Origin of the sequence: uncultured Formosa sp. (genome assembly GCF_947500765.1) — a bacterium.
In the GTDB taxonomy this organism is placed as follows: Bacteria; Bacteroidota; Bacteroidia; order Flavobacteriales; family Flavobacteriaceae; genus Formosa.
Genome location: NZ_CANMTH010000009.1, coordinates 1 through 15,663 on the forward strand (window position 1 = coordinate 1; position 15,663 = coordinate 15,663).

Genomic DNA, 15,663 nt, shown 5'->3' on the forward strand with positions numbered 1-15,663 from the left:
TTAGATTATAAAACACCGAATATGGTATATAAATTATCAGCTTAATTCAATTTTAAACTGTAGCCATATTTCAGGACAAGACATTATGAAAAAAACGATTACATATTTATTGGCATTAATATCTTTACTTTCTTGTTCGAAAGATATTGATGAAATTGATTCAAGTAATAATTCTGAAGAAGAGGAAACAAACTATTATTTCAACTTAAGTCAAACACAAATTAATTCGTCGTCTTCAGAAACCGAGTTTACAATTAACATTTCAACCAATACTAATTGGGAATTACTATCTAAACCAGATTGGGTTGTAGTTACTCCTGAAAATGGAAGTCAAGACATTGAGTTAAAAATAACTTTATCAGAGAATACAAGCCCAAATTCTAGAATTAGCGATGTTAAATTTAAATCATTACAAAACACCTACACTTTAAATATTTCTCAACAGAGTTTCCCTTTAAATCTTGTCTCATTTAGTGGAAGTGAATCACCAATAAAAATGAATGAGAAAAAATATTTGCTGTTTAATAAACCCATTAGTGTTAACTCAATATCTAGTGGTGAAGGTAGATATTCCTTTTTTGCTGGTCCAAATGATGTTGAATATTTTGACAATAATCATGGAGTTAAATTTACTGTTGGGCCTTCAAATTTAGGCAGCCAGCATAAGTATAAGTTTTCAGTTTCGGACAGTGATAATAACACTTTAGAACAAATAGTCGATTTAAACTTCTATTCAAAAAAAATTATTGTCCCTGGGGCTATTAAAAAAATGATTTTAGATGATGATAATAATCTTTGGGTATTATCATTAAAAGTATGGGAATCTGGTGAGCCTAGTTATATCTTTAAATTTAAAGAAAATGATGGAGAGTACGAAGAAGAGTTAAGGTTTGAAATTGACATTAATCAATCAAACTCGGATTATGTTGGAGGAAGTTTTTTTATAAATCCTTATAATAATTTAATATACGTTCCAGATTATGAAGGAGAAGAAGTTGATGTTTATTCTAAAACTGGTTCGTTAATTAAGCATATACAAATTCCTCTTATTGATTCTGACCATCCTCAAAATCCACATTCAAGTCCAGTATATATAGGATTCAATATTGAAGGAAAGGGAATTGTTTCTTTGCAAGGAAAAGGTATATCTAGAATTAGATGGAGGTATATTGATAGCTCAAACAATGACATATTAACTGAGCCAAATAGTTCACATCCCAATTATTATACTGACTTACAAACTTATATTCTAAACAATGATAAATCTAAATTATATGTTTTAGAGGACAGATCTCCAATTATTAAAATATTTGATGGTAGTGAAACTTTCGGAGAAATAAATATGAATAGTTTATATCCAAGTGGTGCTGATGCTGCTGGAATTACTCAGAATAGATTAAATGATAAGATTTATGTAAGCGGTTTATATAACCAGCAGATAATTACTCCTAATTTATCATATTTAAGTCTACAATCTTATGATCAATCATTTTTAGGAGATTTTTGTTATGATACAAATCTTCCAAATCATGTTTACGCTTTAAGCAGTAATACAGATGTTCATTTAAAATTATTAGATTATGACAATCAAAATACAGTTTTAGATTACCCAATGAATAATCTATTCAATTGGTCTCATGGTCGAGGACTTATTACAACGCCAAACGATAATTATATATTAACATATTCTGACAGAGTTGATAATACTACTTCTCGATCTCAAATAGTTATATATAATACAGAAATGTTCAAATAACTTTTGCTAACACCGTATATAATTTATTGCTAGTTCTAGCCTACTTACGAAAATCCTCGCGGATTTTCCATTCGGTTTGTATTTGCTAAATTAGGTGCTTAAACACGCCACTAATCATACACAAGACCGTCAGACTGTCTAATAACTATTTAAGTTTTTAGTGCTATTTAGAAACAGTTATAAAGTAATTTTCAGGTAGTTTTTGTATCTTTTAGTTATGAAATTCATACTTGGAAAAGACCGAAAACAGACCTGCCTTTTTCCTGTTTCTCTTGAAGATTCTATAGAATCTGAGAACAGCGTAAGGTCTATAGATCAATTTGTAAATTCACTTAACCTCGCAGAACTCGGATTCCGTTCAAACTTTATAGAAAACGGCCCTCCTGCTTATAATCCATCTGTCCTTCTCAAACTTTACATATACGGATACATGAACCGTATTCGGTCTTCTCGACAATTAGAAAAAGAATGCAGGCGTAACATTGAAGTGATGTGGTTGCTTGAATCGCTAGCTCCAGATCATAACACCATTAGTAACTTCAGAAAAGATAATGGAAAGGCTATTAAAAAAGTGTTTTTTGCTACCGTACAAATTGCACGCAATTTTGGGCTTATCGGTGCTACACTTATTGCAGGTGATAGTACTAAGTTTAGAGCGCAGAATAGTAAAAAGAACAATTTCAATCAGAAGAAAATACAACGTCACTTAGATTACATAGACAACAAACTAGAGCAGTACAATAAAGCCCTTGAACAGAGTGATAGTAAAAATGAGAAAGAAGAAATCAAGAAGAATATTGATAAACATCAAGGTCGCAGAAATGAATATGACGCGCTAGTGCTGATGTAGGCTTTATGTTTATTGCTTATAATTTAACAAGAATTTGGAATATCATTAGAAAAGCTAATACGTGTGCTTTTAAAGATTACAAGTCCTTTATTAGGTTCATTGTATCTATTCTAATGGGGTTTAAAGTAGTATACAAAGAAAATTCAGAAAATAAAATCTTAGTATACAGCTAATACAAAAAAATGTATTTTAGTAGAAACATATAAAATTGCAGTCGGTTATTAGACAGACTGCCGTTGTGGTACATTTGAGAGCAACCAATGAAAATTAAAAAAAATATTATTATTAATGGATTTAATTAGCGTTTTCGAATTTAGCCCAACAATAACCTAATTAAATTGAGTTCAAATCAAGACAATGAAGAAGGTTGGAAATTTTTAGCTTTCATAATTAGAGAAAAAGGAAAAAATAGACAACAGATTTTGGAGTTTGACTTGTATAGTAAATTTTAAAAATCAAATTGTCTAATGATGATAATTTATTAATTCCTTCTTCTCTAAATAAAGTAACTGTTTTTAGTCAAATCTATAAGCTAGACCTAACTGGAATCCATTAAATTCAGCGTATAAATCAGACGAAGAATTAAAATTATCTTTAAGAGAATTTGACAATGCGAAATTGTACCTTGCATCAACGGAAAGCCTATCTGTAATATCGTAAGATACACCTAAAGAAAGACCAAAATAAAAAGAATTGAAATTTTCATTAGTGTCTAATAAAAACCCAAAATTTGGACCAGCCAATACATTAAACTTTTTTCCGACTTCATACTTAGCTAAAACAGGAATTTGAAGTTGGTCAAAATCATTTTTAATGTTCACATAAGTAACTTCAGGCTGAATATTAAATCTTTCAGAAATTGGAAACTCTACGAATCCACCTATGTAGAAACCATCGTTATTATTTTTGTTGTTTTTTAATCCATCTCCTTCAAATGTTGTATTTGTTTCTCTAAGAGATTTAAAATATCCTGATTTAACTCCAAATTCGGTTTGGGCACTCAAACCTGATATTGCTAAAACTAAAATAAGACTTGTAAGTAATAATTTTTTCATATGGGATTGTTTTTATGTTATAACTCAAAACTAGTTGTTAAATTAGAAAGCTATCTTTATCAAACCTTATTTAACTTTTATTTTTATCTTAATTAACTTTTATTTCTACCTTTATTAACTTCTATTTAACAGAAAATCAAGCTTTAGTATAAAAAATTAGAATTTTTGATTTCTTATCTTACTTATCCTATTACCTCCATTTACACTACTCCCACTCTGCCTAATTACTAGAGTTAATCCAGCGTAATTGCAAAGTTCATTATCGCTTGTAAAACACTCAAAACTATCGGTAAGTACCACAAGCATCAGCACTCTTTTATTTTCAATACTTGGTATACTTTTTAACCATATTAAAACATCTTGATGGACTTCCTTTACTAATATAATGAATTTATCTTCTAAGGTTTTTATTTCCTTTTAGATATGCGTAAGCTTCCCCTGATAACCGAACTCTTTAAAAGTGTTAAATTATATTAAATTTACACAGTATTCTCTATCATAAATAAAAGTGGTTAACACCGTATATAATTTATTGCTTGCTTCTAGCCTATTTACAAAAATCCTCGCAGATTTTCTATTCGGTTATTATTTGCTAACTTAGTTGTTTAATCACGTAACAAACCATATACGTGTCATGGATCTGTAATTCTAAAACACGTTATAGTTCTCCTCTTTTTCTATCTAAAGATATTTATTACAAACTAAAAAAACACGTTAGCAAAAATATGAAAACAACAATCCTAGTATTTTTAATGATAATTGGACTTTCATCTGAATCTTTCGCTTGTGAATGCAATAAACTGATTTGGGCTGAATGGAATAAAGAGGATGTAAAAGAGAGTATGGAATTCAATGATGTAATTTTTATTGCTGAACTAGTTTCAGTTAATAAAGACTATTATGAGTTCAAAGTTTTAGAAGTTTTCAAGGGCAAATTGAAAAAAAATGAAATCATAAAAGGATTTTATCTTACTTCTTGTTCTGGTTGGCCTAAAAAGCAAAGAACAGGAGAATGGATTTTTTATGGTCATTACGAACAAGATGAAAATGATGAAAAAATCCTAAATTATAGTCAATGTGGTCCAACTAGAAGTCTTTGTCATCCGCCAATCTATACGAAAGAACAAAATATTGAATATTGGAATACTGAACTTGAAATGCTGAATAATAAATTTAATAAAAAAGTCAATCTAAAATTATAAACTGACTAAAATACTTTTGCTAACACCGTGTAAAAAATAATGCTTAGTTTAGTACTTAATCAAGAGTCCGTGCACTTTTGTTGCGTCTGATTTTCCTTCAGAAAATCCTCGCACACAAACACGCAACTTTCCTTATACATAAACGTTGGCAACAAGCTTGTCTTACCCTGAATAAAGGCTACATAATTTTAAATCTTATGTACAAAAATGACAAAGTAATTAGAAGGTACAGTGAACCTTTTAAATTGAAAATTTTAGCCGAACTTACAACAGGCAAATACACCAAGAGTAATCTATGTAAACTCTACTCAATCGCTCCTACAACGGTTAATGAGTGGATTAAAAAGTACGAACGTAAAGACTTAATGAACACCAGAGTAAAAGTGGAAACGAAAGACGAATCCTATCGAAGTGGTTCAGCAAAGCTAAATTACAAGAATCAAGACATTACAAAAAGAAGTTGAGCAACTAAAAAAACTATTTGCGGAATTCTGAAAATCACAATGAATATTCCTTATGAAAGACGTTTTTTTATAAAATTCGACAAATGTAAACTATAGTGATTTTCTGATTAAATTAGTGAATTTTACTAATTATCTCGCATTCTTACTATTTAGAATTTAAAGTAAATTAAGTATTGAGCGAAGAACTTTGAAGCGGACTGTTTTATAAAATAAAAATCAGTTTTAGTTTAAACTGGTTCAGTCATTTCTATTATTTTGTGCCCCACAATTTGGCTACTATTTAGGACAATAGTTTGCTGATTTTAAATATAAAAATTCGAAGAAATTATTTTGCTTTTGGTACCATTTTTTTGCATCCATATATTTCAAATGAGAAATAGCATTTCAGTGAATGATACTAAAGCCGATTTTCCTATGTAAATTCTTTTCAATGCCCGTATATTTGCAAACTTAAAAGTGACGGCTATTATACGATTAAAGTCCGCTGTAAATTAACATAGAATATGAAACGTTTATTTTCGAATTTACTATTTAAAGTTTTTTTAGCCATGGTTTTAGGGGTTGTTTTCGGACTTTATTTACCGGAATCAGTTAACCGAATTTTCACCACATTTAATGCGTTTTTCGGACAGTTTTTAAGTTTCTCCATTCCATTAATTATAATCGGATTAATCATGCCTGCCATATCCGACTTGGGTAAAGGGGCTGGAAAATTATTAGTTTTAACCGCGGCAATTGCATATGGTTCTACTTTGTTTTCAGGGTTCATGACCTATTTTACAGCATCCAGTATCTTTCCAAACTTATTAGAATCGCATGTTAACGAGGCATCTCAAATTGTAGATTCTGGCCTGGAATTATTACCTTATTTTAGTATTTCAATACCACCTCTTATGGATGTAATGACGTCTTTAATCTTAGCATTTGTCATTGGTTTAGGGCTGTCCTATCAGGAAAATTCTACTCTAAAATCTGTAGTTAAAGACTTTGAAACCATCATCATGCAAGTCATAGAACATGTTATTATACCGCTTTTACCTCTCTTTATTTTAGGCATATTTGCAAGTATGGCGTTTAGCGGGAAAGTATTTTCTATACTATCTGTTTTTATAAGTATAATAGGCGTTATTTTTGTCTTACATATCTTTTTGTTAGTGTTGCAATACATCATTGCAGGTATGCTTACAAAAAAGAATCCTTTTAAGTTATTAATTACTATGATGCCTGCGTATTTTACAGCACTTGGTACGCAGTCATCGGCAGCAACAATACCTGTAACTTTAGAACAATGTTTAAAAAATGGTGTTTCAGAAAAGGTTGCTGGATTTGTAGTGCCTTTATGTGCTACCATTCACTTATCGGGAAGTGTTATGAAAATTACTGCTTGTGCTATGGCATTAATGATTTTAGAAGGTATGCCATTTAGTTTTACACTATTCGCGGGCTTTATTTTTATGCTTGGCATTGCCATGGTAGCGGCACCAGGTGTTCCAGGAGGAGCGATTATGGCGGCTGTAGGAATCTTACAATCTATGTTAGGGTTTACCGATGAGATGATCGGATTGATGATCGCATTATACATAGCCATGGATAGTTTTGGTACGGCTTGTAATGTTACTGGAGATGGTGCTATTTCTTTGGTTGTAGATCGGATAACTAAGGATAAAGTAGTCGCTTAGTATATTTTTTAAATAGCAGAAATGCTTAGTGGTTTGTTAGTGCCTTCTTGTTAGGTGTTACGTTTACTTTTTAAACTGGAAATCATAAAGATTGATTCGTCCAGTTAAATTCTATTACTTCATGCTTTAAACACAACATTTTTCGCATAATCCTTGTATCAATACTTGCGAGACTTCTACTTTTCTATTTGGTATTTCAGGGATAGCCATACTAAAAGGTAAACAATCTACTCTTCCACACTTTAAACATTGAAAGTGAGGATGCACATCTTTGTGTTTAGAAGCCGAACACCCATTACATTTTGCATACCATTTGAGCCCTTCCTTTCCTAGAAATGAATGTAACACACCATCTTCCTCCAGTTTGTCTAACACTCTATAAATGGTTGTTTTATTAAACTTAGAATCTAGTTGTTCAATTAATTGCTTTGCAGAAATGGCCTCATCACTCGTATTAAACTCATGAAGCAAAGCTTCTACAGATTTTGTTTTTCTTATTACACCCATAAATACAAATATAACGCAACTTAGTTGTAGTAACAAGTTTTTTATTTATGTTTACAACTCAGTTGTATTAATAAATATATAATATTCACAAAACAAAAATCAGACGAGTTAGGGACGCCTGCAAGTGGACTTTGCCTTCTTAATATTCGGACTAAATACTTCATTTGCGTAGAAATCTAAAACAATTGAAAAACTTGAGTTTGAGAATTATGAACTTAAAGTTATATTTTTTGACCCTTACGAAAATTTAGTTTCAGAAAATCCTGAATTCAAAAACCTTGACGCTCTAAAACAAGGAGAAATTCAAAATGAATATCCAAGGTTAAATACAGATGAGGATATCAAATCCTATATTAGAAAAATGAATAGAATTGGAGATGTAGTTTCTTTACCGTTTTTTCAAATCTACTGACAAAGTGATTATAATCGAAAAGGATAGTTCATACTCAAAATATAAAGTTGAGACTAAAAACAATAAACCGATTGATAAGTAATTAGAAAATATTGTCGTCTTAAAAAATTCAGATGGAGAAATCGAGAATATTACAGCACCACTTAAAACCCTAACTGTTATTATTTTACATTATTTTTTTGTTTCTTTATAGAAGATGTTAAAACCAAAAAAGCAGTTGCTTAATTAAACGCTACTTTTCATATATCTACTACGGTTGTATGCCATACGAGAAATTAGCTTTTGTGTTATGCACTATTAAAAGCGAATAATAACAAACTAATAAAATTGACATGGAATTAAAAAAATACCTAGTATGTATTTTAGGGGTTGGAATTTTGCTATCAGGATGTAGCCAACCCAAACAAAATACCAAATCTGAAAACAATCAAGATGGGAGTATTCTTCCATTTCCCACATTAGAATCGGTTAGCCAAACAGAGCAAACTTTAGCCGATAGTAAATTGGCTCCTTGGCCTGAAAATAATCGTTTACCCAATGAAGCCCCTAATATCCTAATTATTTTAATAGATGATGTAGGTTTTGGTGTTTCAGAAACATTTGGAGGAGAGGTAGCAACACCTACTCTCACTAAATTGGCTGAAGAAGGAATTATCTATAATCAATTTCATACCACTTCTATTTGTTCTCCAACTAGAGCATCATTACTTACAGGTAGAAACCATACAAGAGTATCTTCTGGTACTATTGCAGAAAGAGCTGTAAACTTTGATGGGTATACAGGTGTTATCCCGAAAACCTCAGCCACATTAGCCGAAGTTTTAAAAAATTATGGATACAACACCTCTGCCTTTGGTAAATGGCATAATTCACCCGCTAACCAAACTACTGCAATGGGGCCTAAAGACTTTTGGCCTAATGGGTATGGATTTGAGTATTTCTATGGTTTTCTTGCTGGCGAAACATCCCAATATGAACCGCGTTTATTTGAAAATTATAATACTATAGAACCGCCGCACGATCCTAAATATCACCTTACAGAAGATATGGCTAATAAAGGATTGGAATGGTTAAGCCAACATAAGGCCTATGCTCCAGATCGTCCGTTTTTTATGTATTGGGCCCCAGGAGCTGCTCATGGTCCACATCATGTTTTTAAAGAATGGTCTGAGAAATACAAAGGTAAATTTGATGACGGATGGGATGCTTACAGAACAAGAGTCTTTAAGCGTCAGTTAGCTATGGGCATAATTCCGGAAGGAACAGAATTAACAGAAAGAGATACTACAATGGTGGCATGGAAAGCTATTCCTGAAAATGAAAAAGCTTTTCAATTACGATTAATGGAGGTCTTTGCAGGTTTTGTTGAACATACAGATTATCAAGTTGGAAAACTGATTAACGGAATGGACAAATTGGGATACAAAGACAATACCATTGTAATCTACATTTTTGGAGATAACGGCTCTAGTGCCGAAGGACAAAATGGAAGTATTAGTGAATTGTTAGCTCAAAATCAAATTCCGAATACGATAGAACAACAAATTGCTGCTTTAGATGAAATAGGAGGTTTAGATGTTTTAGGGACTAATAAAGTAGAAAACATGTATCACTCCGGGTGGGCTTGGGCAGGTAGCACACCTTTTAAAAGTACAAAATTAGTTGCGGCACACTTTGGTGGCACCAGAACCCCTATGGTAATATCATGGCCTAAAGGCATTACACCCGACAAAGCCATTAGAAATCAGTTTCTGCATGTTAATGATATCGTTCCTACTATTTATAACGTTTTAAATATCCCTTATCCTAAAGTTGTCAATGGGTTCCCTCAAGATCCAATCGATGGAAAAAGTTTTGCTGCTACATTTACCAATGCAAATGCTGAAAATTTAAAGGAAACACAATTTTTTGATAACAATGGGAGTCGCGGCGTATATCATAACGGATGGTTTGCCAGTACATTTGGACCGCTATACCCATGGATCCCTGCTCAGAAAGGTTTAGCCGATTGGGATTCTGATAAAGATGTTTGGCAGCTATATAACTTGAGTAATGACTTTTCACAAGCACATGATGTATCTGCAAAATATCCAGAGAAATTAGCGGAAATGAAGGCGTTGTTCTTAAAGGAAGCTAAAAACAACAAGGACTTCCCTATTGGTGCTGGTATTTGGTTGAGACTTCACCCTGAAGATGTAATTACATCTCCCTATACCGAATGGGCTTTTAATCAAAACACCACGCGTATGCCTGAATTTGCAGCCCCTGGATTAGGTAAAAAAAGCAATACTGTCGTTATTAATCTTGAAGTAAATAAAAATCAAAACGGCGTACTCTATGCTTTAGGTGGTATTGGTGGCGGTTTAACTTGTTTTATGGATGATGGATACTTAAAGTTTGAATACAACATGATGATTATACATCAGTTTAAAATGAGTAGTAAGAACAAAATCAGTCCAGGCGAACATCAATTCGAAATTACTACTGTTATAAAAGACAATAAACCTGGAGCCCCTGCAACCATAACGATTACTGTAGATGGTAAACAAGTAGCTAATATGGAAACATTAGGCACGGTACCTGTTGCTTTTTCTGCAAGTGAAACTTTAGATATCGGGATTGATTTGGGATCTCCCGTTTCATTCGATTATTTGGAAAAAGCGCCTTTTAAATACAACGGAAAAATCAATTCAGTAAACATTAAATTACTTTAAATGCATATAAAAACAGGCTAAATATAACTTTAATATGTTCAACAAATACAACCAAATATTGGTTAACACTAATGACATAGAAATCCCAAATGTTAAGGCTTAGTGTAGTCTTTGCCTTTGTCAGTTTAAATAAAATAAAAAAACACTGATAATTATATATATGATAAAAAAAACACTTCCCTCAGTCATTCTTTTTATTTCATTTTTTTTATGGAATAATCCAGAAATTTATGCACAAGCCTTTAATAGGGCTGTAAAAACATCTGAAAATTTTGAACCTGCAATACCTCATCCAGATCAAGAAAAAGCGGTAGCAAAAAAACTTTTAGATCTTGAAAAAAAAATGGGTAAAAAACCAAACATTGTTTGGATTGTTATTGACGATATGGGCTATGGCGACCCAGGATGTTATGGTGGAGGCGCTGCTATAGGTGCTGCTACTCCAAACATGGATAAAATTGCAACGGAAGGCTTAAGGTTAACATCAACCTATTCTCAACAAACATGTACACCCACGCGGGCTGCTATTTTAACGGGACGTTTACCTGTGCGTTCAGGACTAACACGTCCTATATTATCGGGAGATAAAATAACGGCCAATCCTTGGGAAGATGAAGTGAGTTTGCCTAAACTTTTAGGTAATGCAGGGTATAATACCTTGTTAACAGGTAAATGGCATGTTGGAGAAATAAAAGGCATGCGCCCTCACGACATTGGCTTTGATGAATTTTATGGTTATTATTCTGCTCCAAAAGAAATATCTCAGGGTGTAGATACGCATCGTTATCCAGATTTAACGATGAATGAAGACTATATGATCACCTTTAACGAAATAAGAACCAATCCGCATTTAATTCATGGGTATAAGAATGGAAGCACCGAAGAAATTAGTGAGGTAAAATCGTTAGATGATATCGGAAGTGTTGATCAGGTTTTAACAGATTTTACTGTGGAAAAAATCGAAGAGTTAGCAAAATCAGACAAACCGTTTTTCTTAGAACATGCCTTTTTAAAAGTGCATGCAGACAATCAAGACAACCCAAATTACCCAGGATTAAGTAAGGCAAAATATCAATATAAAAATGGGGTTGTTGAAGTAGACATGCATATTGGAAACATTGTAAAAGCCTTAGAAGCTGCAGGTGTATTAGAAAATACTTTTATTTTTATTACGTCTGATAATGGTCCACAAATGGATGCATGGCCAGATGCTGGATACACACCTTTTAGAGGTGCAAAAGGTACTACTTTTGAAGGCGGTGTACGTGTTCCTGGGATTGCGTATTGGAAAGGTATGATATCCGCAGGACGTCAAAGTGATGGAGTTTTTGATTTAATGGATTTATTTGGAACAAGTTTAAGACTGGCTGGTGTATCGGCCGATAAATTACCCAATGATAAATACTTTGATTATATAGACCAATCTAGCTTCTTGTTTAATGACGAAGGGGAGAGTAATCGAGAATCTGTATATTTCTGGTGGGGCAAAGAGTTAATGGCGATAAGGATAAGAGAATATAAACAACATATAAAAGTTATAAAAGCACAAGCGCCTCATATGTGGATAGATTATGCTACAATTGAAGATGTTGGGTTAGCGCCATGGACCTTTAATTTATACATTGATCCGAAAGAAAATATGCCTGTTGGTCACCGCAGAACAGCTTGGCTAGCAACTTTAGGATCACAATTAAAAGTGCATGCTGCAACTTTTAAAAAGTATCCTCCTAAACAAATTGGACTCTAAAAAAACACACAACACCATCTATAAAAATGCTTTCTTTAAAATTTAATCAAACGCGTTGTTTTCATACACAAAAACACTCACATTCAAACCATTACAAATAAAATTGATAAAATATAAAAAGTTAATATTATTAATTACTATTTTCTTTATTTCCTCGCAAATAAAGGTGATTGCTCAGTCCGGTCCTGATTATTTTGTTTTTAAAGATTCTATATATAATAATCCCATTGATGCAGCAAATGTTAAAGGGATAAGAATACCATTTAAAGCTAAATTGAGGTCTTATTATCTGTTTCAGGACTTATCAATAAACAAAAAAGAAGCTTTGGCTTTAGGGGGAAGTTTACACTGGAATCCATCGCTATTTTCTGAGCACATTACCGGACGTGTTACTTTGGCTACTTCGCAAAAAATATATGGGCAGTTAGACAGAGATGGGACTATGCTTTTAAAACAAGGTCAAGAAGGATTTGCTGTGTTACAGGAATATGCATTACAATTCAAAAAAAATAAATTTCTCTTGAATATAGGTGCTAGAGAAATGAATAATCCATTATTAAATACGTCTGATGTACGTATGCTACCAGCTACGCATCGTGGCATAGATATCAATTACTTATTTAAAGAAGATAGCTATGTTAGTTTCGGTGTTTTTGATCAAATAAAATGGATTAACAGCGATAGATTCGCTGATTTATATGAGTTTGCAGGTTTTGATAAAAACGAATTAGTTTGGGGAAGTGCAAATCGATACAAAACTGATAAAATGGCTTTTGGGCTTTATTATCTAAATGCAAAAAATTATTATCAAGGAATATATACTGAATATTACAGAGAATTTACTTTGAGTAATAATCCAATGAAATTGGGATTTCAATATATGCATGAAAATGATATTGGAGACGGTATTGGTGGTCATTTTAATTTTAATATGATTGGAATAAAATTAGACTTCAGTATTTATGGCATAAAAAGCTTTATTGGTTATACTAATGTGTTAAGCAAAAATAAAGCACAAGAAATATGGAGCATCATGCCTTATTATAATATGATGATATTTAATTTTTTTAATCGCCCAAAAGAACAGTCTGTTAAACTGGGTGTAATCGTAGAATTATCTAAAGAATTAAAATTATATCCAAACATAGGGTTTGGTTTTACACCCAATACTGGTAGTATAGCATCGCCTAATCTGCAAGAATATAACCTGACAATTGACTATACTTTTTTAAAGGATTTTAACTTAAAGCTACGTAGTGCGTTTGTACATCAAAATGCAACGCATAATCTTAATTTAAACAATAGGAACATCGTAGATTTTAGAGTGATTTTAAATTATAACTGGTCAAATAAATTTTAACCATATGAAACGTAGAGATTTTGTTAAAAAAAGCAGCAGTAGTGTCTTGTATACCGCCTTTGCTGGAAGTGTTTTACCTAGTATATTAACCTCTTGCCAAAATAGTAAAAAAAAAATTCCGCAGTTAATACCTGAACTATTTGATGAATATATGCAATATGATGCCATAGGCTTGTCTCAATTAATAAAGACTAAACAAATTTCATCTTCCGAATTATTAGAAGTCATTATAAAGAGAATAGAATATTTTAATCATAAAATTAATGCGGTTAACATTAAATTATACGAAAAAGCAAGAGAAACTGTTCTAACCACCAGCTCCAATTCTATTTTCGCTGGTGTACCTGTATTAATAAAGGATATGATCGATATTGGTGGTGTAATACGTACAGATGGTTCAAAATTATTAGAACATAATATTCCACTAGAATCTGTGCCCTATATAATTGAACTTGAAAAATCGGGACTTACTATTCTAGGCAGAACCAATGTACCTGAATTTGCTTCAAATTCAAATACTTGGAACGAACTGTATGGAAAAACATTAAACCCATGGGATGTTACAAAAACAGTGTTTGGATCTAGCGGAGGTAGTTCTGCAGCTGTTGCAGTCGGAATTGTACCACTAGCACATGGTACAGATGGTGCGGGTTCTAATCGTATTCCACCAAACGCTTGTGGTGTGTTTGGTTTTAAAGCAACAAGAGGTCGATTAGCTTCTGGTGAAAAAGGTGGTACCGACGATTTTTTAAAAACCAATTGTGGAATAAGCAGAAGTGTACGTGATAGCGAGCAATTGTTTATAGCCACTCAAAAAAGAGAAAACACCCCGTTTACTACAATGAATGCGTCTTTGAAAAACGAACCTCTCAAACCTTTAAAAATAGGTTATATACGCTCGGGCTTAAAGGGGTATGAAGTAAATCCTGACATCGTTACCAAACAAGATGAGATTGCAAAGCTTCTTACTCGCTTAGGTCATCAAGTACAAGAGATTGAAATACCATTAAACGGAGATGATTTTTACAACCAATTTAATGTGTTCTTCTTGACTAAATTTGTGCCTATGGTTAATAATATTATCGCAAATAACAGTGCGTATTCTAAAATAGAAGATATTAAAGAGCTTACTCATTTTCTAAAAACAGAAGCTATTTTTGCTAAAAATTTTAATGTATCAGAGTTAGAAAACGCCACCAACTATATTAAAAAATATATACCGACTATTTTTGAATCTATGTTTCAAGAAAATGATATACTTTTTTCTGCAGTTTGTCCTATAAAAACACAACCTATTACCTTTCTAAACCCTACTACAGATTCGTTTACAGAAAAACAATTTATTGTTGGTCAAACACTTAGCCTCACCTGTTTTGCTAATATCTGTGGTCATCCTGCCATAGCTGTCCCTTTATCTAGCATAGATAATCTTCCGTTAGGTTCCATGTTTCAAGCACCAAATGGTAAAGATGAATTGTTATACCAACTTGCGTATCAATTAGAGGAAACAAAACCATGGAAAGACCAATGGCCAAAAATGTCGTACAAATAATTTACAACTCCCAAAACAACACATCACAATTTAACTGTAGCATCTATAAATTAAAACAATAAAACAAAATTTAATACCTAAAGACCTCCTACCGTTCTTTTATAAAATAATTTAATAATCCTATGTATAAACGCAATGTTTGTACAACAGTGAGGCTAAATTCGAAAAAATAGCACGTTAAACCTTAAAGAAATATAGACCTTAATACAACAAAATTAAAACTTCACTACTAAAATACCATTACAATACGTGCAAATGTCCTCTAAAAAAGATGAACTCTATCTCTATCAAACCTTTACAGACGTGGCACGCGCCAAAATAGCAGCAAAAAATGCAATTAAATTGTACATCCAAATAAAATTACA

General features: G+C 32.4%; 12 protein-coding genes. 9 read left to right on the forward strand and 3 right to left on the reverse strand.

The genetic code is table 11. The features are described 5' to 3' along the window. Positions 1-85: 85 nt before the first annotated feature. Positions 86-1,756, forward strand: coding sequence for a BACON domain-containing protein (locus Q1B05_RS14600; protein WP_299781694.1), 1,671 nt, complete (start codon positions 86-88; stop codon positions 1,754-1,756). A 217-nt stretch (positions 1,757-1,973) separates the two neighbouring features. Next, the gene (locus tag Q1B05_RS14605; RefSeq protein WP_299781695.1) at positions 1,974-2,606 is read left to right on the forward strand and encodes a transposase; all 633 of its coding nucleotides are present in this window, start codon (positions 1,974-1,976) and stop codon (positions 2,604-2,606) included. Between the two features lie 515 nt (positions 2,607-3,121). Here the strand turns inward: Q1B05_RS14605 and Q1B05_RS14610 are convergent. Continuing rightward, the gene (locus Q1B05_RS14610; protein WP_299781696.1) at positions 3,122-3,661 is read right to left on the reverse strand and encodes a porin family protein; all 540 of its coding nucleotides are present in this window, start codon (positions 3,659-3,661) and stop codon (positions 3,122-3,124) included. A gap of 156 nt (positions 3,662-3,817) precedes the next feature. Continuing rightward, positions 3,818-4,072 (reverse strand): transposase, encoded by a 255-nt coding sequence (locus Q1B05_RS14615; protein WP_366944397.1) that lies wholly within the window; start codon positions 4,070-4,072, stop codon positions 3,818-3,820. Positions 4,073-4,386: 314 nt separating this feature from the next. On the opposite strand from Q1B05_RS14615, the gene Q1B05_RS14620 reads away from it, so the two are divergent. The 3 genes from Q1B05_RS14620 to Q1B05_RS14630 all read left to right on the forward strand — a co-directional run bounded on the left by Q1B05_RS14620 (position 4,387) and on the right by Q1B05_RS14630 (position 7,006). Then, positions 4,387-4,863, forward strand: coding sequence for a hypothetical protein (locus Q1B05_RS14620; protein WP_299781697.1), 477 nt, complete (start codon positions 4,387-4,389; stop codon positions 4,861-4,863). 197 nt (positions 4,864-5,060) lie between these two features. Continuing rightward, positions 5,061-5,327: a transposase gene (locus Q1B05_RS14625; RefSeq protein ID WP_299781698.1), complete on the forward strand. Its 267-nt coding sequence runs from the start codon at positions 5,061-5,063 to the stop codon at positions 5,325-5,327. 503 nt (positions 5,328-5,830) lie between these two features. Continuing rightward, positions 5,831-7,006, forward strand: coding sequence for a dicarboxylate/amino acid:cation symporter (locus Q1B05_RS14630; RefSeq protein WP_299781699.1), 1,176 nt, complete (start codon positions 5,831-5,833; stop codon positions 7,004-7,006). Between the two features lie 126 nt (positions 7,007-7,132). Here Q1B05_RS14630 and Q1B05_RS14635 read toward each other — a convergent pair whose 3' ends face one another. Next, positions 7,133-7,513 carry a transcriptional repressor gene (locus Q1B05_RS14635; protein WP_299781700.1) on the reverse strand — a complete coding sequence of 127 codons (381 nt, stop codon included), beginning with the start codon at positions 7,511-7,513 and terminating at the stop codon, positions 7,133-7,135. Between the two features lie 744 nt (positions 7,514-8,257). On the opposite strand from Q1B05_RS14635, the gene Q1B05_RS14640 reads away from it, so the two are divergent. The 4 genes from Q1B05_RS14640 to Q1B05_RS14655 all read left to right on the forward strand — a co-directional run bounded on the left by Q1B05_RS14640 (position 8,258) and on the right by Q1B05_RS14655 (position 15,298). After that, a complete protein-coding gene (locus Q1B05_RS14640; protein ID WP_299781701.1) occupies positions 8,258-10,639 on the forward strand; it encodes an arylsulfatase in 2,382 nt (793 codons plus the stop codon). 160 nt (positions 10,640-10,799) lie between these two features. Then, positions 10,800-12,386: an arylsulfatase gene (locus Q1B05_RS14645; RefSeq protein WP_299781702.1), complete on the forward strand. Its 1,587-nt coding sequence runs from the start codon at positions 10,800-10,802 to the stop codon at positions 12,384-12,386. A 103-nt stretch (positions 12,387-12,489) separates the two neighbouring features. Beyond that, on the forward strand, positions 12,490-13,746 hold the full coding sequence (locus Q1B05_RS14650; protein WP_299781703.1) for an OprD family outer membrane porin: 1,257 nt from the start codon (positions 12,490-12,492) through the stop codon (positions 13,744-13,746). Between the two features lie 4 nt (positions 13,747-13,750). Further along, a complete protein-coding gene (locus Q1B05_RS14655) occupies positions 13,751-15,298 on the forward strand; it encodes an amidase (RefSeq protein ID WP_299781704.1) in 1,548 nt (515 codons plus the stop codon). The last annotated feature ends 365 nt before the right edge of the window (positions 15,299-15,663 follow it).

Excerpts from the sequence above, each read along its gene's own strand:
- Q1B05_RS14640 (WP_299781701.1), top strand. The coding sequence starts at position 8,258 with ATGGAATTAAAAAAATACCTAGTATGTATTTTAGGGGTTGGAATTTTG.
- Q1B05_RS14635 (WP_299781700.1), bottom strand. The coding sequence starts at position 7,513 with ATGGGTGTAATAAGAAAAACAAAATCTGTAGAAGCTTTGCTTCATGAG.
- Q1B05_RS14625 (WP_299781698.1), top strand. The coding sequence starts at position 5,061 with ATGTACAAAAATGACAAAGTAATTAGAAGGTACAGTGAACCTTTTAAA.
- Q1B05_RS14645 (WP_299781702.1), top strand. The coding sequence starts at position 10,800 with ATGATAAAAAAAACACTTCCCTCAGTCATTCTTTTTATTTCATTTTTT.
- Q1B05_RS14630 (WP_299781699.1), top strand. The coding sequence starts at position 5,831 with ATGAAACGTTTATTTTCGAATTTACTATTTAAAGTTTTTTTAGCCATG.
- Q1B05_RS14655 (WP_299781704.1), top strand. The coding sequence starts at position 13,751 with ATGAAACGTAGAGATTTTGTTAAAAAAAGCAGCAGTAGTGTCTTGTAT.
- Q1B05_RS14610 (WP_299781696.1), bottom strand. The coding sequence starts at position 3,661 with ATGAAAAAATTATTACTTACAAGTCTTATTTTAGTTTTAGCAATATCA.
- Q1B05_RS14620 (WP_299781697.1), top strand. The coding sequence starts at position 4,387 with ATGAAAACAACAATCCTAGTATTTTTAATGATAATTGGACTTTCATCT.
- Q1B05_RS14605 (WP_299781695.1), top strand. The coding sequence starts at position 1,974 with ATGAAATTCATACTTGGAAAAGACCGAAAACAGACCTGCCTTTTTCCT.
- Q1B05_RS14600 (WP_299781694.1), top strand. The coding sequence starts at position 86 with ATGAAAAAAACGATTACATATTTATTGGCATTAATATCTTTACTTTCT.